Consider the following 19371-nt stretch of genomic DNA (forward strand, 5'->3'; position numbering starts at 1 on the left):
AGGGGCGGGACTTTCCCGCCCTCAATTTTTAGCTCACCAAGGAGTACGCTATGTCTTCCTATCAAAGCATTAATCCCGCAAACAACCAGTTGCTGAAAAGCTGGCCGTCACACGATGAAGCCGCCGTCAGCCATGCCCTCGAAGTGGCCGATCGCCTTTTCCATTCTTCATGGAGCAAAGGTGATATTCAGCCGCGTCTGCAGGTACTGAAAAAACTGGCTGACCTGATTGATAGCCGCGCGGAAGAACTGGCCACCATCGCCAGTAAAGAGATGGGTAAACTGATTGGTCAGAGCCGCGGAGAAGTGAAAATCTGCTCGCAGATTGCCCGCTACTACGCAGAGAATGCGGAACGTATTCTGCAGCCGCAGTCCTATCCCAGCGATCTGGGCGAAGCCTGGGTTGAGTATCACCCGATTGGCGTTTTAGTCGCCGTCGAGCCGTGGAACTTCCCTTACTATCAGCTGATGCGCGTGCTGGCACCTAATCTGGCGCTGGGTAACCCGGTGCTGGCAAAACATGCCAATATCGTGCCGCACTGTGCCGATGTCTTTGAGAAGCTGGTTCGTGAAGCGGGTGCGCCTGAAGGGGCCTGGACTAACCTGTTCATCTCCACCGATCAGGTCGCCGATCTGATTGCTGACGACCGGGTGCAGGGTGTCGCCCTGACCGGATCCGAGCGCGCGGGCAGCGCCGTGGCTGAGCAGGCCGGTAAGCATCTTAAGAAATCGACGCTGGAGCTGGGTGGCAATGACGTGTTTGTGGTGCTGGATGATGCCGATCTTGATGAAGCGGTACGTCAGGGCGTGCAGGCTCGCCTCAGCAACTGCGGACAGGTCTGTACCGCCGCAAAACGTTTTATTCTGCATGAGAAGATTGCCGATCGCTTTATCAACCAGTTCAGCGCTGCACTGAGTTCCGCTACGCTGGGCGATCCGCTGGATGAGAAGACTACGCTTGGCCCGCTCTCCTCCGCTGACGCGCGTGACCGCCTGGTGAAACAGGTAGACGAAGCCGTCGCCAATGGCGCAAAACTGGTCACGGGCGGCAAAGCCGTTGAAGGTGCAGGTTGCTACTATCAGCCAACCATTCTCACTGGCATTACCCCGGATAATCCCGCCTATTATCAGGAGTTCTTCGGTCCGGTCGCGCAGGTTTATGTCATAGGTGACGATCAGGCGGCTGTGGCGCTGGCGAACGACTCTCACTATGGTCTGGGCGGCTCGGTCTGGACACGCGATATTGCACGCGGTCGTAAACTGGCCTCCGCCATTGAAACCGGCATGGTGTTTATCAACTCCCAGAGCGACACCTCAGCGGAGCTGCCCTTTGGTGGCGTGAAACGTTCAGGTTATGGTCGTGAGCTATCTGATCTGGGCATCAAAGAGTTTGCTAACCAGAAACTGGTGGTCGTGGCGGGTTAATCGCCTTGCAGCCATAAAAAAACCCCGTCTCGACGGGGTTTTTTATTATCAGCCGGATAGCGCGATTACTGTGTTGCCACAGCCGCTGACTTTGATTCGTCGTTGTGCGCTGTTGCAGGCGTGTTCGAGGCGTTAGCCTGGTCAGCCGCACCTTTATCGGCACTGGCTGATTTCGCTGCCGCGTTGTCCGCTTTCGCTTTCTCAGCGGCGGCTTTATCCGCTGCTGCCTTGTCCGCTTTTGCCTTCTCAGCGGCGGCTTTATCCGCTGCTGCCTTATCCGCTTTTGCCTTCTCGGCTGCGGCTTTATCGGCTGCTGCCTTGTCCGCTTTTGCTTTTTCAGCGGCGGCTTTATCGGCTTCAGACTTCTCAGCGGCAGCTTTATCGGCGTCAGCCTTCTCTTTCGCCGCGGTCGCTTTATCCGCTTCAGCCTTATCAGCAGCAGCATCATTGGTCGCTGCGGCTTTCGCACTGTCGTCGTCAGACTGGGCTGCCGGTTGTGGTGCCGCCGCTGGCTGCATTGGCGTGCCCTGCAGCGCAGCATTCAGCACCTGAGAGAACTGATCCCAGCTGCAATAGCCGTTTGCATCGGTCTCACAACCCGCCAGCTGCAGCGTAACGCGCTTCGGTGGGTTCTTCAGGCTCAGCACGTCTGCGTTGCGCAGCTGATCGGCGCTCTGATAGACATACTCAACTTTGAGCAGGTCTTTATCATTTTTGGCATCATGCCAGCGTTCGAAAACAACCTGACCGCCAATCGGCGTTTTTTCGAAGGTATCAGGCAGTTCATAAGGCTTGACCTGCAACGCGCTCAGCAGCGAGGCGATGTTTGAGTCATGGCCTACCATCAGCGTAATTTTTGGCGCGTTGGCTTTGTCCTGGTCCACTAACTGACTGCGGATGTAGTCCACCAGCGGTGCCGCCACTTCACGGGAAATGTCCGGGCTGGTAAACAGCGCATCCTGGTAACCATTTTTAATCGCTGACAGCTCTTTCCACTGCTCAGGCGTTTTGATCTGACCCCATGCAACCTGATCCAGCGGGAAACCTTCGTAATATTGCAGCGTGAACGCATCCATCAGGGAATTCCCCGTTTTCAGCGGGCCACTGACATTCGGTTCTTTACCATTTTCAGCGCTGAAGGTGTTCTGACCACTGCTGAGATCGCACTGCTTTTTATTGTTGCAGTCAGGCGATGCTTTGTAGTCGACAATCTTTTCCAGGCGCTGGAAGGCAGGCTTCAGCGACAGTTTTTCATTTGCAGCGGCCATCTCAGCCAGCGCTTTCTTATTGAATGCTTCACTGCCATCTGTGATAACCGGATTGAAGATAGGATCCATGGAACCCATTTCATCCTGATGAGAGACCGCGACGTCACAGCCCGGGAAGGCGCCATTAACAAAGAACTGGGCGGTGGCCACAGTGCGCTGCAGGCTGTTGGCGTAAACAAAGACGTTATTGCTGTCAGGACAGCTGCCGTTCTTTACCAGGCCCTGCTGTGCCAGCCACTGACGGGTGTAGTTACCCATGTAGACTTCCAGCACACCACCTTTCGTGGTCAGCTGTCCGCCGGGAACATCCCACTGCGGCCAGCTCTTTTTGGTCGACTGCGCCAGCACGCTGCCATTATCAGCCAGCGGTGCACGCAGATTGTGACGACTTAACATCAGCACCTGTTGCAGCTGCATATCACCCTCAGCAGCAAATGCTACCGTTCCGACCGGCAATGCAGCGAGCACTGACAATGCGCAAAGACTCAGTTTCTTGATCATTGTGCCTATTCCATTCATTCAGTAAAGAAACACTCTGGCTATCAACCCATTAGCTCGCCTCAGAGCGATGTAATCAACAGTGTAACTCAGCTCGCCTCAGAAAAGCGCCAGATGTTTGCAAAAACGGTGAGTGGACTATAGCAGAGATGCACCGGAGAGATGAATGCGCAGCCACGCGTCACAGAGAGTGGCACGCTTTTTTCAGACAGGAAGAAGTTACAGAGAGAGCAGAAACGAAACAGGCCAGCACTGCGTGCTGGCCTGTAAAATGTGGCGGAGGAGGAGAGATTCGAACTCTCGGATGGTTTCCCATCGGCGGTTTTCAAGACCGCTGCCTTAAGCCGCTCGGCCACCCCTCCGTTTTGAAACTGTACTGCATTGGCAAAACATCTATTTTTGCCGCTTTATTGCCCAGGGCAGATAAAGTGGCGGAGGAGGAGAGATTCGAACTCTCGGATGGTTTCCCATCGGCGGTTTTCAAGACCGCTGCCTTAAGCCGCTCGGCCACCCCTCCGCAATGACGCGCACTATAAACACCCCGTTTAGGGATGTAAAGCACCTATCTGTCTATTCGCCTGAAAAACAGCCAGATTGTGATTTTTCGGTGTCAAAATCGCCACTCTGCTCAAACAATTAGCAGTTTAGCGCGTAAAGAAGGGTAAAACGCCTTTTCCCTCTTTAATGGCCTGCGTATTCTCGGCACATATTTGGTGTTCTGCTTAAAGGAGCGCAACATGGAAAGAATTGTCACCTCATCGCAGTCCTCACTGCTGTCTACGCACAGAGTTCTGCGCAATACCTATTTTCTTCTCGGACTGACCCTGGCCTTCTCGGCCGTTACGGCTACCGCCAGCACCCTGCTGGCCCTGCCTGCGCCGGGTTTAATCCTGATGCTGGTTGGCTTCTATGGCTTAATGTTTTTAACCTACCGTCTGGCTAACAGCCCGATGGGCATCCTGGCCGCTTTTGCCTTTACCGGCTTCCTGGGTTATTGCCTGGGGCCTATCCTGAGCTCATTCTTAACCGCAGGCATGGGTGACGTGATAGCGCTGGCGCTGGGCGGCACGGCGCTGGTGTTCTTCTGCTGTTCGGCCTACGTGCTGACCACCCGTCGTGATATGTCCTTCCTCGGCGGCATGATGATGGCAGGTTTCGTCGTGTTGCTGGTTGCTGTAGTAGCCAACATCTTCCTGCAGCTGCCTGCATTGCATCTGGCCATCAGCGCCCTGTTCATTCTGTTTTCAGCCGGTGCGATTTTGTGGGAAACCAGCAACATCATTCACGGTGGCGAAACCAACTACATCCGGGCGACGGTCAGCCTCTATGTTTCGCTCTATAACATCTTTGTCAGCCTGCTGAGCCTGCTGGGGTTTGCCCGCAGTAACTAATCCGCAGTGACAGTAGCCTGTAAAACCCCGCTTCGGCGGGGTTTTTGCTTTTACTGCCCGCCAGGTTTGATAAACTGCGCCGTCATTTACTAAGAGGATGTCACGTGAATTTTAACGGTAACGAAATCGCCGTCGATGCCGAAGGCTATCTGAAGCATCCCGGCGACTGGAGTGAAGCATTGGCTGTCCACATCGCCGATCAGGAAGGCCTGACCCTGACCGAAGCACACTGGGAAGTGGTCCATTTTGTGCGCGCCTTTTATCTGGAATATAACACCTCACCCGCCGTGCGAATGCTGGTGAAGGCGATGGCGCAGAAATATGGCGAAGAGAAAGGCAATAGCCGCTATCTGTTTCGCCTGTTCCCTGAAGGGCCGGCTAAACAGGCGACGAAAATCGCCGGCCTGCCTAAACCGGCGAAATGTCTGTAATTAACCGGTCGTAAAATCGCGGGGTGGCTCTGCGGGCTGGTGCGGCTCCACCAGCACCTTTTCAACGCGCGCGCTGCGTGGCCCGCCCGCTTTAAGCCAGGCGATCAGCGCATCGACCTGCTCCGCCTCACCCCAGGCCAGCACCTCGACACTGCCGTCATCCAGATTTCGCGCATAGCCCAGTACGCCCAGCGTCCTGGCTTCTGCCTGAGTACTGTAACGAAACCCGACGCCCTGGACGCGGCCATGAACCCATGCTTTAAAACAGGCTGCTGACATTATTCTCTCCTGCTGCTGTTCGTTGCAATTTCCCGTTATCCACCGGACAATGGCGCCTCATTTTTTCAGGTAAGCATAGCAAACTATGACAGTCAGATTGATTCTCGCAAAGGGACGTGAAAAGTCCCTGCTCCGTCGCCATCCATGGGTCTTTTCAGGTGCCGTTGCGCGTCTGGAAGGTAAAGCGCAACTGGGTGAAACCATTGACGTTTGTGACAGCAACGGTAAATGGCTGGCTCGCGCCGCTTATTCACCCGAGTCGCAGATCCGCGCCCGCGTCTGGAGCTGGCAGACCGATGAATCCATCGATATCGCCTTCTTTGTCCGCCGGTTTGAACAGGCGCAGCAGTGGCGCGAATGGCTGGCGGCCCGCGATGGTCTGGACAGCTATCGCCTGATCGCCGGTGAATCTGATGGTTTACCGGGCGTTACCATCGACCGCTTTGGCAACTTTTTAGTGATGCAACTGCTCTCAGCAGGCGCAGAATATCAGCGTGCAGCGATCATCACCGCCCTGCAGCACTGTTTCCCTGGCTGCGCCATCTATGACCGTTCTGACGTCGCCGTTCGTAAGAAAGAGGGTCTGGCGCTGACGCAGGGCATCGTTACCGGTGAACTGCCGCCGCCGCTGCTGCCGATTACTGAACATGGCATGAAGCTGCTGGTGGATATCCAGGGCGGTCACAAAACCGGCTATTACCTTGATCAGCGTGACAGCCGTCTCGCCACGCGTCGTTACGCACAGGATGCCCGCGTCCTTAACTGCTTCTCTTACACCGGTGGATTCGCGGTTTCGGCGCTGATGGGTGGCTGTAAAGAAGTGATCAGCGTGGATACCTCCCAGGAGGCGCTGGACGTTGCCCGTCAGAACGTTGAACTCAATGAGCTGGATCTCTCCCGCGCGCAATTTGAGCGTGATGATGTTTTCAAACTGCTGCGCCGTTATCGTGACAGTGGCGAGAAATTTGATCTGATCATTATGGATCCGCCAAAGTTCGTCGAAAACAAAAGCCAGTTGATGGGTGCCTGTCGCGGCTATAAAGACATTAATATGCTCGCCATTCAGTTACTGAATCCGGGCGGCGTATTAATGACCTTCTCCTGCTCCGGTCTGATGGCCACCGATCTGTTCCAGAAGATCATCGCCGATGCCGCGCTGGATGCGGGCCGTGAAGTGCAGTTTATTGAGCAGTTCCGCCAGGCCGCAGATCATCCGGTGATCGCCAGCTATCCGGAAGGTCTCTACCTGAAAGGTTTCGCCTGCCGCGTCATGTGACTTGAAAAAACGGCTCCTGCCCCCATATTGGTAAGAGAGCTTTTTTTTCGGAGGTCACAATGATTGCCAGTAAATTTGGTATTGGTCAGCAGGTTCGTCATCGTTTGTCCGGCGTACTGGGCGTTATCGTCGATGTCGATCCTGAATACTCGTTAGATGAGCCTAAAATTGAAGATGTTGGCGCGGAAGAGAAAATGCGCACCGCGCCCTGGTATCATGTGGTGATGGAAGATGAGGAAGGCGATCAGGTACATACCTACGTTGCTGAGATTCAGCTTTCCGGCGAAACCAGCATTGAACACCCTGAGCAGCCTTCAATGGATGAGCTGGCAGCATCGGTACGTCAGCAATTACAGGCACCTCATCTGCGACATTAATCTGTGGCGGCACGCTCTGCCGCCACACTCATCATTTCTGACGCGTTATTCCCAGACGCGGAATTTCAATCTTCGGGCAGCGATCCATAATCACCGTCATGCCCGCATCCTGTGCCAGTACCGCCGCCTGCTCATTAATCACACCCAGCTGCAGCCATAATGTTTTTGCCCCCACGGCGATAGCCTCCTGGGCCACGCCCCACGCGGCTTCAGAATTGCGAAAGACATCCACCATATCAATCTTGCCCGGTACATCCGCCAGGCTGGCATACCCCTGCTGCCCCAGCAGCGTTTTCCCTGCCAGTTTCGGGCTGACCGGGATCACCTCATACCCCTGATCGAGCAGATATTTCATCACACCGTAACTGGGACGTTCGGGGCGATCGCTTGCTCCGACTAAGGCGATACGTTGGGTGCGCGTCAGCACCTCACGAATTGTCTGATCGTTCATGTTTAACTCCTTTCAGGCCAGTGTTGAGTGTAGATTGGCGTGCCCTTTAGCGGGTAAGTCCTCAGCGAAATTAATTGAACCCGCGCACGAATAAATATGTTTAAATGTAAATTAACTGCCATAATGTAAGAATTTGCTACACACCATCCTTTGTGTCTTCAGTTACCGGAGTTGAAATGAAGCTGTCGCTGGCTGTAACGGGGTTAATTACCCTCCTCGTTTCGGCGTCCTGTTCTGCCATCACATTAAAGCTCGATCCTCATATCGATTTGCTGGTGCTGGATGGTCGAAAAATTTCAGGCTCCCTTCTCAAAGGTGCAGACAGCCTGGAGCTGGACCGCGGTCAGCATCAGTTTCTGTTTCGGATAGAGCAGCAGCGCAAAGGTCAGAATGAGAACGTCCTCGTTTATCAGTCGGTACCGATGATTGTCACGTTCACCGCGGTTGCCAAAACCATTACCATTCGGTTGCCTGCGCTGGAGACAAAACGCGAGCGTTATCATTTTGACCGCAGCCTGAACTTTCAGCTGGTGGATGAAAAAGGCACGGAGATTACCAGCGTGCGCGACCACCTGCCGGTCACCACATCCGCAGATATGGAAAAAGCGATGCTGAATTATAATCGCACCCGCCAGATTGCCTCTGTGCCCCGGTTTGCAAATACCCCTTCTGCAACGCCCTCTTCCGTCCGGCTTACCGCCGATCTGGACTGGACTACTCAGGCCGAACTGCCCTCGCTGCACCGCTGGTTTCACCGCTTCGATGAAGCCACGCGTCAGCAGCTTCTGACGCTGGTCAAAATGCTACGTACGAGTTGATAGAGTCGAAAGGCCAGAGGTACACTCATGCTCTCTCTTCTTGCGCATGAGCCTTACCAGGACGCCTTTATGGAACAGACTGTTCGTACCCTCGGCACCACAAAACATATCGCGCTGGTCGCCCACGACCACTGCAAAGCCGCCCTGCTTGACTGGGTGAAACAAAACCAGCCCGCGCTGGAATCGCACATCCTCTATGCCACCGGCACTACCGGGAATCTGATCAATCGCGATACGGGTCTGAATGTGACAGCCATGCTGAGCGGCCCGATGGGCGGCGATCAGCAGGTGGGTGCGCTGATTTCGGAAGGGAAGATCGATGCACTGATTTTTTTCTGGGATCCACTCAACGCAGTGCCGCACGATCCGGATGTCAAAGCACTGCTGCGTCTGGCTACCGTATGGAATATCCCGGTAGCCACTAACCGGTCCACGGCTGACTTTATCATTCAGTCGCCACTGTTTGCGCAAAGTGTAGAGATTATGATCCCCGACTATCAGCGCTATCTGGCCGATCGTCTGAAGTAACTCAGGCTTTACGCAGCACCGGCACACCCAGCTCGCGGAAGTGATCGACAAACGGTGACGGCGCTGCCTTATCGAACATCAGAAAAACCTGCTGACGCGCGCGCGTCAGTGCCACATAGGCCAGACGGCGCTCTTCTGCATCAGGGAACGCTTCTGGCTGCGGTAATAAGCCCTGTTCAATAATCGACTCGCGCGCCTCTGCCGGGAAGCCCTCTTTACCCTGCTGTAATCCCAGCAAAATGACGTAATCCGCCTGCTGACCTTTGCTGGCATGAATCGTCATAAATTCCAGATTGAGCTTTGGCCAGCGGGTTCTGGCTTTATCCAGTAAATCCGGCCGCAGATAGTGATAACGCGCCAGCAGCAGAATTCGCTCATCAGGCTTCGCGTAACCGCTGAGTTTGTTCAGCAAGGCTTCCAGCTGATCCTGCGCCAGCAGCGAAATCGACTTTTTATTGCCTTTGGTGACGCTGTTCAGCGGTTTTGCCAGCTGCTGCGGATTCTGTTGTATAAACCGGTTGGCAATGTCGCCGATGCGGTCGTTGAAACGGTAGGTTGTGTCCAGTACGCAGCGGTCTCCCTCACCAAAATAGTGATGGAATGCCGTCGTCAGCGTCATCTCCGCCCCACTAAAGCGGTAGATGGCCTGCCAGTCATCCCCAACAGCAAATAGTGCGGTACGCTTATTCTGCTGGCGCAATGCGCTCAGTAACGCGGCACGCTGAGGCGAAATATCCTGGAATTCATCCACCAGAATGTGTTTCCACGGACTGATAAACCGTCCTTTTTCCAGAATGGCAATCGCCTGGTGAATCAGACCCGAGAAATCGACCGCGCCCTCCTCTTTTAATGCGCTCTTCCACGCTTTCAGCAACGGTGCCATCAGTTTGATGCGCTTACTGAAGAGATCCCGGATCTCTTCGGGTACGTCGGCGATCATCGCTGCCTGCGCACCGCCATGCATACGCATCAGACCAAGCCAGCGGTCCAGCCGTGACGCCAGCCGGTTTGCCAGCCTGTCGTCCTCCCAGAATGGCCCCTCGGGTAACTCCCACTCCAGTTCATCACGCAGCCACTGACGCCAGCCGTTTGCCTGCGCCTTCTTCTCATGACACTGCTGCCGCCACTGCTGGATCAGCAGCGTGCGACGCGCATCGGCATCGCTCTCAAGTTTGCTGATAACCGGCTGCTTATTACTGCCTTCACGAATAATATGCAGCGCCAGAGAATGGAAGGTCCGCGCCTGGATGTCAGCGGCGGAGAGCCGCGACTGGATACGTGCGTTCATCTCTTCAGCCGCCTGGCGGCCAAATGCCAGTAACAGGATTTGATCGGTGCTGGCCAGCTTGCGCTGCATTAACCAGCCTGCACGAGCCACCAGCACCGAGGTTTTACCGCTGCCCGCGCCTGCCAGTACCAGCAGAGAATTCTCGCCATTAACCACCGCCTCACATTGCGACTGATTGAGTGGCGTGCTCTCGACGCTGGCAAAGAAATCCTGATAGCGGTTGAGCATGGCGGCCGTCCAGTCACGGTTTCGCTGCCGCAACGCCGTGTCGCCCTGCTCCAGCCAGCGCTGACAGAATTGCCAGTTATCCCGGCAGTCAGCAAAATCTTTTAAGCGGGAGAGCGGCATCGGCAATGCATCGAACTGTTTGAGGATGTTGGTTTTCAGCGCCTGCAACTCGTGGCGGTTCAGCCAGCGATCCTGCGCGCCAAACGCCTCGATTTCGTCGCGTAGCGTCTGCAGCACCTCGCGGCACACTGCGCTCATCTCCAGACTCCAGCTCTGCCAGGCCTGCAGCAGATAGTGGTGAAAGCGCTGCGTTTCCTGCCATTCCGTGCCATGCAGGCGGACCACTTTTTCATCGGCCAGCAAAAACTCCAGCTCGCCCCACACCAGCCCGCGCTTGCAGGCGATATCCAGTAACTGGTTAAAGGGGATCAGATACTCATGCTTATCGCCGCTGACTTCGACGCCTGCCGCCATCAAACGGACACGATTATAAGGATGCTGGGCAAGCCGTTTGCCCATCGAGGTTGCTTTCAGTTCCACGCCGACACCAACGTCAGAGAATAGGATTAGGGGGAGTTTACCTGTCAGACCCTTAGCGCTCCAGCCTTAAAACAGGCTAAACTTGGCGTCACATCTTGCGGAATGCAAAAGGAAAAGAAGATCATGCGCACCGTTTTAAATATTCTTAATTTTGTTCTGGGCGGTTTTTTCACCACCCTGAGCTGGCTGTTTGCCACGTTAATCAGCATCGTGCTGATTTTTACCCTGCCGCTGACCCGCTCCTGCTGGGAAATCACCAAACTCTCGCTGCTGCCATTTGGCAACGAGGCGGTGCATGTTGATGTGCTGCGTCCGGAAAGTAAGAGTCATATTCTGAATACCGGCGGCACCTTTCTGAATATCTTCTGGCTGATTTTCTTCGGCTGGTGGCTCTGCCTTTCGCACATCTCCGTGGGGATTGTGCAGTGCATCAGTATCATCGGTATTCCGGTAGGGATTGCGAACTTTAAGATCGCCGCTATCGCGCTCTGGCCGGTTGGCCGCAGGGTGGTATCAGTGGAAGAGGCGCGTGCCGCGCGCGAAGCCAATGTCCGCCGCTACTAATATGATGTCGGATGCCGTGCCAGGCTGGCGCAAATATCTGTTTAACAGTACGTGGCGCTATCTGCTGCGGATCCTGTTTGCACTGAGTGGCTGCGCCGCCATTCCCTGGTGGCTGCATCAGATTGAGTGGACGATCCCTCTGACCCTGGGAGTGGTCGCTGCTGCGCTGGCCGATCTCGATGATCGCCTGGCCGGTCGCCTGAAGAATCTGCTGATTACCCTGCTCTGCTTCTGCATCGCCTCGGTTTCAGTCGAGTTACTGTTTCCCTATCCATTCGCCTTTATTATCGGGCTGGCAATCTCGACCTGGGGCTTTATTCTGCTGGGCGCCCTTGGCCAGCGCTACGCGACTATCGCCTTTGGTGCTCTGCTGATTGCGGTCTACACCATGCTCGGCATCGGACTGTTCAGCCAGTGGTATATGCAGCCGATGCTGCTGCTGGTCGGCGCGTTGTGGTACAACCTGCTGACATTACTGGGCCATCTGATGTTTCCGGTCCGGCCGGTGCAGGAGCAACTGGCCGGGAGTTTTTCACAACTGGCGCGTTACCTTGATGCCAAAGCGAACCTTTTCGATCCCGACGCAGGCGATCAGGATGATGCCGCGTTTATCGATGCGGCGATGGTCAACAGCCAGTTAGTGGCGCAACTTAATCTGACCAAGACCACACTGCAGAGTCGTCTGCGCGGCGATCGCGGGTCGCGCGGCACCCGCCGTAGTCTGCACTACTACTTTGTGGCGCAGGATATCCATGAACGGGCCAGCTCTTCCCATCTGCAATATCATCTGCTGCGCGGCGACTGGCGCTACAACGAAATTCTGTTTCGCTTTCAGCGCCTGCTGAATATGCAGGCTCAGGCCTGTCGCCAGCTGGCACATTGCATTCTGATGCGTCAAAGGTGGGTGCATGACAGCCGTTTTGAGCGTGCATTTGAACGATTACAGAAAGCGATAGAACGTCTGGAGCAGCATGATCCCGACGCTACGCATACCCGTGCTCTTTTCTGGCTGCTGCGCAACCTGCGCGCCATCGACGCACAGCTTGCTTCGATCGAATCAGAACAGACGCTGGCCGGTGAAGATCCTCAGCACAGTGACAATCTGCTGTCACGCGAAGGATTGAGTGGCTGGAGTGATATCCGGCTGCGCTTCAGCCGCCACCTCTCTCCCGCATCGGCGCTGTTCCGGCATGCGGTTCGCATGTCTGTGGTGCTCTGTATTGGATATGGTTTTATTCAGGTAACCGGGCTGGAACGGGGATACTGGATTTTGCTGACCAGCCTGTTTGTCTGCCAGCCCAACTACAATGCAACGCAGCGACGACTGGCCTTGCGCATCGGCGGAACGCTGGCGGGGATTGCGATTGGTCTGCCCGTTTTATGGCTGGTGCCTTCGATTGAAGGTCAGTTAATCCTGATAGTGATTACCGGCGTACTGTTCTTCGCTTTCAGGCAGGTGCAGTATGCACAGGCCACGCTGTTTATCACTCTGCTGGTGCTGCTCTGCTTTAACCTGCTGGGTGAAGGGTTTGAAGTTGCCCTGCCGCGGGTAGTGGATACCATACTGGGCTGTGGCCTGGCCTGGCTGGCTGTCGCGTTTATCTGGCCTGACTGGCGCTTTCGTCAGTTACCTGCCGTGGCAGAACGAACGCTGAAAGCGAATTGCCGCTATCTGGACGCGATCATGGAGCAATATCATCAGGGCAAAGATAACCGTCTCGCCTATCGCATTGCACGGCGTGATGCGCATAACGCGGATGCTGAACTGGCGTCAGTGGTCTCAAACATGAGCAGTGAAAGTCGCACCAGCCAGAAGTTGCGCGATTCGGCTTTTCAACTGCTTTGCTCCAACCATTCGTTTCTGAGTTACATTTCTGCGCTGGGCGCTCACCGCGATAAAATTACCGCACCCGAACTGCTGACATTGCTGGATGATACGGTTTGCTATGTGGAGGATGTGCTGCAAACGGAAGTTGTCAGCGATGAGCACGTAGAAACGATGCGCCATCAACTGGCTCAGCGAATCAGCCAGCTGGCCGCAGATGCGGATACGCGTGCGCCGCTGGTGCTCCAGCAACTCGGTCTGCTGGTGGCATTAATGCCCGATGTGGCTCGCCTGCGCCGCACGCTAATCACTGATTAGCCTTCGCCGCTTCTGAGATTGGGGTTTGATAAAAGCGTGCGCTGGAACCACGCATTCAGCTCCGCCCGTGTCGCCTGCGGCAGCGCGGCGGCATGGTGGCCCGTGATGGCCCCCTGCAGCGCAAGTAACGTCTGGAACCCAACGTGCTGGTTGATCGCTTTAAGCTTCAGCCAGCACTGTTTAGCCCCCATCTGGTAGAGATGATTGACGCTCATGACGCCCGCCTCGTACAGCATCATCTCCATACGTACGCTGAGATTTGGCAGATCTTTTAACCGCGGTGAGGATTGTCGGTCCTGCAACTCCAGCTGCGCCGTTTCTAAAGAGGCAGCAGAGAGCGCCAGCAGATGGTCAGGGTCGCGCCACAACGCCTCATCGACCCGAAAGTAATTGAGACTCACCAGCTTGCCCCGCTTGCGAAAAATCAGGGGTTGCAGCGGACGATCTGTAAGGTATTCCCGCAGAGGTTCACTGGCACGCAGATAGAGTTCGTCTTTATTAATTAAGGCAAAAACCACACTTTCTACAGCCAGGGCATAGCCTCCGAACTGGGTGCGCGACTCTATTGTTCCTAATGGGGCCAGGCGCGCTCTGGAGCGCTCTATAACCGGATTCACCTTTTTCATTGCACCACCTCCATGTAAGAAATATATCGTAAATTACCTTGGGTATCAGGTAATTAGAAGATAAAAAAAAGCGTCAACGGGTTCAATGAATAAATAGCGTTTCAACTAATCTTGTCGCGATTTTGCGAGGCGTTTTCAGAAATTTGGGTTGATCTTTATCCAGGATGACAGTACTGTATATTCATACAGTCCACTGTTGGTGATTAACTTATGCGAACACAACATCCTAATAATGCACGCTATGCTCATCATTATGCGTCCTCTTCCGTTCCGGCCTCTCAGGGCGGTGGAATTACTGAGTTACGCTACAGCGAACAGCCCGGTATGATGCAGATGTTGCTGTTGCCTTTATTGCAGCAGCTGAGTCAGCAATCGCGCTGGCAGTTGTGGTTAACACCGGCATATAAACTGAATCGCACCTGGCTGCAGGAATCAGGATTACCACTGGATAAAAGTATGCATATCGCCGATTCTGAACGTCTGAATGCGGTTGAAGCGATGGTTAAAGCATTGCGTACAGGAAATTACAGTGTCGTTCTGGCATGGATTCCTTACGATCTTGACGAAGATGAACGACGTCAACTTGAAAATGCGGCGGCAGAGGGTGAAGCGCTGGGATTGATTTTGCGTGCAAGCGGGACATCAGAAGCGCCTCTCAGACCGCAAACTGCGATAAAAATTCAGTCGGATTTGTTTCATTAAGTAAAAATCAGAAGTTTCCCAAGCTATTTTTCTTATCTGTCGCAGCTAAACCACTGATTCTGTTAGTTCGAGCGTTGACAATGGTTTAGCAAGTTTTTAGGGCTTTTTGCCGCGGCAATAAGACCAGCCTAATTGTTAGAAATTGTGTATAAATCGCTGTTTTTTTACATAAGCGCCTCACATCATACTTGTAAGTTTCCAATCTCGTTGTAGACTTTAGCTCGCCAGGGTGCTCAATAACCTCCGTTTTTTGCGGTAGAGTCATAAGCGAGCGTTTTGACCCGGCGAAGGATTTAAACCAAGAGCAACCTTTTTGCTCATTGCCTATTTGGATGATAACGAGGCGCAAAATGAAAAAGACAGCTATCGCAATTGCAGTGGCACTGGCTGGCTTCGCTACCGTAGCGCAGGCCGCTCCGAAAGATGACACCTGGTACACCGGTGCTAAACTGGGCTGGTCTCAGTATCACGACACTGGTTACTACGGTAACGGTTACGAAAACAATGACGGTCCAACTCATGAAAGCCAGCTGGGTGCAGGTGCATTCGTTGGTTACCAGGCAAATCCATACCTGGGCTTCGAGCTGGGCTATGACTGGCTGGGTCGCATGCCTAACAAAGGCAACGTGACTAACGGCGCATTCAAAGCACAGGGCGTTCAGCTGGCTGCTAAACTGAGCTACCCAATCTATGACGATCTGGACGTGTATACTCGTCTGGGCGGCATGGTATGGCGTGCAGACTCAACGCAGACTAACCCAACTACTGGCCGCATCAGCGACCACGACACCGGCGTATCTCCGCTGGCTGCTGTTGGTGTTGAATATGCGCTGACCAAAAACTGGGCTACCCGTCTGGATTACCAGTGGGTTAACAACATCGGTGATGCACAGACCGTTGGTACTCGTCCAGACAACGGCATGCTGAGCGTAGGCGTTTCATACCGCTTCGGTCAGGATGACGTCGCTGCTCCGGCGCCAGCTCCGGCTCCAGCACCAGCTCCAGTTGTTGAAACTAAGCGTTTCACTCTGAAGTCTGACGTTCTGTTCACCTTCAACAAATCTACCCTGAAGCCAGAAGGCCAGCAGGCTCTGGATCAGCTGTACAGCCAGCTGAGCTCAATGGATCCTAAAGATGGTTCCGTTGTCGTACTGGGCTTCACCGATCGCATCGGTTCAGAGCAGTACAACCAGAAACTGTCTGAGAAACGTGCTCAGTCAGTCGTAGATTACCTGGTATCTAAAGGTATTCCTTCTAACAAGATCTCTGCACGTGGCATGGGTGAATCTAACCCAGTTACCGGCAACACCTGTGACAGCGTGAAAGGCCGTAATGCCCTGATCGACTGCCTGGCGCCGGACCGTCGTGTAGAAATCGACGTTAAAGGTATCAAAGACGTTGTAACTCAGCCACAGGCTTAAGTTTACACGTAATAAAAAACCCCGCTAAGGCGGGGTTTTTTTATGCCGGTAATAAAAACCGGACTGAGAGATGAAGGCTTTGATTGCCCTGCCCGATTATTCGCTCTCTGAACCGGAGTTACCCAGAATCGCCTGCAAATCCTGCTTCAGGCTCGACATCTGAGTGGCATATTTCTCTTTACGTTCTGCATCTTCTATCAGCTGAACAATCGTTTCAGAGAGCGTGCAGCCGCGCCGCTGTGCCAGACCTGCCAGTCGCTGCCAGACCAGATACTCCAGGTCTATCGATTTTTTTCGCGTATGCTGATGTTCAGCGTTGAAATGGCGTTTTCGTCGGGCACGGATGGTCTGCTTCAGTCGGTTATCCAGATCAGCGTGAATATGTTCTGCGATCCATTCATTCACTGTAACCGGATTATTTTCCATTGCCAGCAGCTTATCCACTGCTGCCTGCGCCGCGCTTAACTCAAGGTGACGCGTGATCAGTTCACCTTCCCGATGTTTTTTCACCAGGTATTTCCACTTCCATCCACATTCAAGATTTTCGAGTTGCTGGTATTTCATCGGAATCTCATCGTGATCACGTAACGAACTAAGAATAACAGCTTTTTTCCCGGATGCAGCAACGAAAAACATGCTGTCACCATCACATCTTCAACAGGAAGTCTGCAGTGCTTAACAAGGGTGAATCCTGTATAATCTCGCTTTTCTTAAAACAGACAAATGCGATTATTTTGACCAGCACTCAACTTACGTGGCAGACCTTACAGCCAGATAGCGCGCAATACCAATCCGTTTTCTCCCGAATTGCTGATGAAGAAACTGATGCTCTGGCAACGGTACAGCCCCGGTTGCTGAATGCACTGGCGCACTTACACCATCAGACGCAGGGGTTCCCGTTACTGCTGGTTCGTAGCCAGGAGAATCGCGATTATCTGACATTCATTGCCCAGGCCGCAGAGCGGGTCATGGCCGACAGTACCACTCTATTCGGCGGTGATTACCATATCATGGCCGACAACGTCACGCTCCAGCCCCCCTCCGATCCTCAACGCCCGTTCACCAGTCAGGGTGGTATTCACTTTGCTGAATGGATTGAGATGGAGCAGTTGTTTGGCTGCGTGCGCCAGTATAAAGATCGCATCCAGCTGGAACCGGGCCTGATCCATCGTGCTAATGGCGGCACGCTGCTGCTTTCCCTGCGTAGCCTGATGACGCAGCCGATTCTCTGGTTGCGCCTGAAAAAGTGTATTGAGCAGGGCTATGTTGAGTGGACATCTCAGGATGAACGCCGACCGCTGCCAGTCTCGATTCCTCCCTTGCCCCTCAATCTGAAACTGGTCCTGTGTGGCGATCGGGAAGCGCTGGCAGAATTTCAGGAGCTGGATCCCGAAGCTCACGAAATGGCCATCTATACTGAATTTGAAGAGAATATTCAGATTCTGGATGAAGATGACATGCTTGCCTGGTGTCGCTGGAACATCGAACTGGCGCAACAGGCGGGTCTGCCCCAGCCGGAAGCGGACTTCTGGCCAGAACTGATTAAAGAAGGCGTCCGCTACAGCGGCGATCAGGAGACGCTGCCACTCTGCCCCCGCTGGCTACAACGCCAGATGCGCGAATCGGCCCTGATGGGCGATGAACTGAACGCTGAAGCGCTGCGTGATGCGCTGGAAGCGCGTTTGTGGCGCGAGAATTATCTCAATGAGCGGATGCGTGACGAGATCCTGCTGCGACAGATTCTGATTGAAACCGAAGGCGAAGTGGTTGGTCAGATTAATGGCCTGTCGGTCGTTGAATATCCTGGCCATCCCCGTGCCTGGGGCGATCCCTCGCGTATTACCTGCGTGGTACATCCCGGCGATGGTGAATTCATGGATATCGAGCGTAAAGCGGAGCTGGGCGGTAATATTCATGCCAAAGGCATGATGATTATGCAGGCTTACCTGATTGCCGAACTGGAACTCGATCAGCAACTGCCCTTCTCGGCCTCAATGGTCTTTGAGCAATCTTACTCCGAGGTGGATGGTGACAGTGCTTCACTGGCTGAACTCTGTGCCTTAATCAGCGCGCTGGCTAATCAGCCCATCAATCAGCAAATTGCGGTGACCGGCTCGGTTGATCAGTTTGGCAACGTACAACCGGTGGGCGGACTGAACGAGAAAATCGAAGGCTTCTTTGATATCTGCCATCAGCGAGAACTGACAGGTCAGCAGGGTGTGATTATTCCCGCCAGCAATGTCCGTCATCTCAGCCTCAGCCAGGCGGTTGTCAGTGCAGTTGAACAGGGTCATTTCCATATCTGGGCAATTGACCGTGCCGATGAAGCGCTACCGCTGCTGACCGGTAAAATCTGGAGTACCGAGGATGGCCTGGGCGATTGCCTGCTGAATACCATCCAGGAACGCATTAGCCTGTTCAACCAGCCGGACGGTCCGCAACGTCCCTGGGCGCTGCGCTGGCTTAACTGGTTCAACCACCGTTAATCCGATTTGCTCAGCGTACAACTGTTCGCTAATATTCGTGATTCACTAAAACAAGGCTTATTGAAAACATGGTAGATAAACGCGAATCCTATACCAAAGAAGATCTGATTCTGTCAGGTCGTGGTGAACTGTTTGGCGAAAATGGTCCGCCGCTTCCATCCGGCAACATGCTGATGATGGACCGCGTGGTCAAAATGACCGAAGACGGCGGCAAATATGACAAAGGCTTTGTTGAAGCGGAGCTGGATATCAATCCTGATCTCTGGTTCTTCGGCTGTCACTTTATTGGCGATCCGGTGATGCCGGGTTGTCTGGGCCTTGATGCCATGTGGCAGCTGGTTGGTTTCTATCTGGGCTGGCTGGGCGGCGAAGGTAAAGGTCGTGCGCTGGGCGTGGGTGAAGTGAAATTCACCGGTCAGGTCCTGCCAGATGCGAAGAAAGTGACTTACCGCATTCACTTCAAACGCGTTATTAACCGCAAACTGGTTATGGGCGTGGCAGATGGTGAAGTGCTGGTTGACGGTAATCTGATCTATACCGCCAGCGATCTTAAAGTCGGCCTGTTTAAAGATACCGCCGCTTTCTAAGCGTTTCCCCCCGAAACAAAAACCTCCGCGCATGGCGGAGGTTAT

The 19371-nt window shown here is 54.0% G+C and carries 19 protein-coding genes and 2 tRNA genes; 13 read left to right on the forward strand and 8 right to left on the reverse strand.

Annotated elements, in window-relative coordinates:
• Positions 1-50: 50 nt before the first annotated feature.
• On the forward strand, positions 51-1424 hold the full coding sequence (locus HFD87_RS01090; RefSeq protein ID WP_167422831.1) for an NAD-dependent succinate-semialdehyde dehydrogenase: 1374 nt from the start codon (positions 51-53) through the stop codon (positions 1422-1424).
• Positions 1425-1489: 65 nt separating this feature from the next.
• Here HFD87_RS01090 and agp read toward each other — a convergent pair whose 3' ends face one another.
• From agp to HFD87_RS01105, 3 genes are all read right to left on the reverse strand, one after another.
• Positions 1490-3193 carry a bifunctional glucose-1-phosphatase/inositol phosphatase gene (gene agp / locus HFD87_RS01095; protein ID WP_181955665.1) on the reverse strand — a complete coding sequence of 568 codons (1704 nt, stop codon included), beginning with the start codon at positions 3191-3193 and terminating at the stop codon, positions 1490-1492.
• 271 nt (positions 3194-3464) lie between these two features.
• Positions 3465-3552, reverse strand: a tRNA-Ser gene (locus HFD87_RS01100).
• A gap of 67 nt (positions 3553-3619) precedes the next feature.
• A tRNA-Ser gene (locus tag HFD87_RS01105) sits at positions 3620-3707 on the reverse strand.
• Between the two features lie 220 nt (positions 3708-3927).
• On the opposite strand from HFD87_RS01105, the gene yccA reads away from it, so the two are divergent.
• Both yccA and HFD87_RS01115 read left to right on the forward strand, forming a co-directional pair.
• Positions 3928-4581 (forward strand): FtsH protease modulator YccA, encoded by a 654-nt coding sequence (gene yccA / locus HFD87_RS01110; RefSeq protein ID WP_003850014.1) that lies wholly within the window; start codon positions 3928-3930, stop codon positions 4579-4581.
• Between the two features lie 104 nt (positions 4582-4685).
• A complete protein-coding gene (locus HFD87_RS01115; RefSeq protein WP_010246645.1) occupies positions 4686-5012 on the forward strand; it encodes a TusE/DsrC/DsvC family sulfur relay protein in 327 nt (108 codons plus the stop codon).
• On the opposite strand, the gene yccX is transcribed toward HFD87_RS01115, so the two are convergent.
• Positions 5013-5291 (reverse strand): acylphosphatase, encoded by a 279-nt coding sequence (gene yccX / locus HFD87_RS01120; RefSeq protein WP_010246647.1) that lies wholly within the window; start codon positions 5289-5291, stop codon positions 5013-5015.
• Between the two features lie 85 nt (positions 5292-5376).
• Here yccX and rlmI point away from each other — a divergent pair, with 85 nt between their 5' ends.
• Positions 5377-6567, forward strand: a complete 1191-nt coding sequence (gene rlmI / locus HFD87_RS01125; protein WP_167422833.1) for a 23S rRNA (cytosine(1962)-C(5))-methyltransferase RlmI — start codon at positions 5377-5379, stop codon at positions 6565-6567.
• Positions 6568-6626: 59 nt separating this feature from the next.
• Entirely contained in the window at positions 6627-6944 is a 318-nt protein-coding gene (gene hspQ / locus HFD87_RS01130; protein ID WP_010246651.1) for a heat shock protein HspQ, read from the forward strand.
• A 31-nt stretch (positions 6945-6975) separates the two neighbouring features.
• Here the strand turns inward: hspQ and HFD87_RS01135 are convergent, their stop codons facing one another.
• Positions 6976-7395, reverse strand: coding sequence for a CoA-binding protein (locus HFD87_RS01135; RefSeq protein ID WP_010669789.1), 420 nt, complete (start codon positions 7393-7395; stop codon positions 6976-6978).
• 176 nt (positions 7396-7571) lie between these two features.
• On the opposite strand from HFD87_RS01135, the gene HFD87_RS01140 reads away from it, so the two are divergent.
• The gene (locus HFD87_RS01140) at positions 7572-8213 is read left to right on the forward strand and encodes a DUF2057 family protein (protein ID WP_167422834.1); all 642 of its coding nucleotides are present in this window, start codon (positions 7572-7574) and stop codon (positions 8211-8213) included.
• 69 nt (positions 8214-8282) lie between these two features.
• Positions 8283-8741 (forward strand): methylglyoxal synthase, encoded by a 459-nt coding sequence (mgsA, locus tag HFD87_RS01145; protein ID WP_010246657.1) that lies wholly within the window; start codon positions 8283-8285, stop codon positions 8739-8741.
• A 1-nt stretch (position 8742) separates the two neighbouring features.
• On the opposite strand, the gene helD is transcribed toward mgsA, so the two are convergent.
• Entirely contained in the window at positions 8743-10797 is a 2055-nt protein-coding gene (gene helD / locus HFD87_RS01150; RefSeq protein ID WP_167422835.1) for a DNA helicase IV, read from the reverse strand.
• A gap of 123 nt (positions 10798-10920) precedes the next feature.
• On the opposite strand from helD, the gene HFD87_RS01155 reads away from it, so the two are divergent.
• Both HFD87_RS01155 and yccS read left to right on the forward strand, forming a co-directional pair.
• On the forward strand, positions 10921-11361 hold the full coding sequence (locus HFD87_RS01155) for a YccF domain-containing protein (RefSeq protein ID WP_010255036.1): 441 nt from the start codon (positions 10921-10923) through the stop codon (positions 11359-11361).
• Positions 11345-13504, forward strand: coding sequence for a YccS family putative transporter (yccS, locus tag HFD87_RS01160; protein ID WP_163798214.1), 2160 nt, complete (start codon positions 11345-11347; stop codon positions 13502-13504). The genes HFD87_RS01155 and yccS overlap by 17 nt, the downstream gene beginning before the upstream one ends.
• Here yccS and HFD87_RS01165 read toward each other — a convergent pair.
• Positions 13501-14130: a TfoX/Sxy family DNA transformation protein gene (locus tag HFD87_RS01165; RefSeq protein WP_167422836.1), complete on the reverse strand. Its 630-nt coding sequence runs from the start codon at positions 14128-14130 to the stop codon at positions 13501-13503. The two genes, yccS and HFD87_RS01165, sit on opposite strands and share 4 nt — an antisense overlap.
• 210 nt (positions 14131-14340) lie before the next feature.
• Here HFD87_RS01165 and sulA point away from each other — a divergent pair, with 210 nt between their 5' ends.
• Together sulA and ompA are read left to right on the forward strand one after the other, a co-directional pair.
• Positions 14341-14832, forward strand: coding sequence for an SOS-induced cell division inhibitor SulA (gene sulA, locus HFD87_RS01170; protein WP_022625926.1), 492 nt, complete (start codon positions 14341-14343; stop codon positions 14830-14832).
• 350 nt (positions 14833-15182) lie between these two features.
• The gene (gene ompA, locus HFD87_RS01175) at positions 15183-16253 is read left to right on the forward strand and encodes a porin OmpA (protein WP_010255028.1); all 1071 of its coding nucleotides are present in this window, start codon (positions 15183-15185) and stop codon (positions 16251-16253) included.
• Between the two features lie 96 nt (positions 16254-16349).
• Here the strand turns inward: ompA and matP are convergent, their stop codons facing one another.
• Positions 16350-16817 (reverse strand): macrodomain Ter protein MatP, encoded by a 468-nt coding sequence (gene matP / locus HFD87_RS01180; RefSeq protein ID WP_138919647.1) that lies wholly within the window; start codon positions 16815-16817, stop codon positions 16350-16352.
• 53 nt (positions 16818-16870) lie between these two features.
• Between matP and HFD87_RS01185 the strand changes: the two genes are divergently transcribed.
• Together HFD87_RS01185 and fabA are read left to right on the forward strand one after the other, a co-directional pair.
• Entirely contained in the window at positions 16871-18739 is a 1869-nt protein-coding gene (locus HFD87_RS01185) for a Lon protease family protein (RefSeq protein WP_022625927.1), read from the forward strand.
• Positions 18740-18807: 68 nt separating this feature from the next.
• Entirely contained in the window at positions 18808-19326 is a 519-nt protein-coding gene (gene fabA / locus HFD87_RS01190) for a bifunctional 3-hydroxydecanoyl-ACP dehydratase/trans-2-decenoyl-ACP isomerase (RefSeq protein WP_009091047.1), read from the forward strand.
• The last annotated feature ends 45 nt before the right edge of the window (positions 19327-19371 follow it).

Origin of the sequence: Pantoea sp. EKM21T (genome assembly GCF_011800405.1) — a bacterium.
Taxonomy (GTDB): domain Bacteria; phylum Pseudomonadota; class Gammaproteobacteria; order Enterobacterales; family Enterobacteriaceae; genus Pantoea; species Pantoea agglomerans.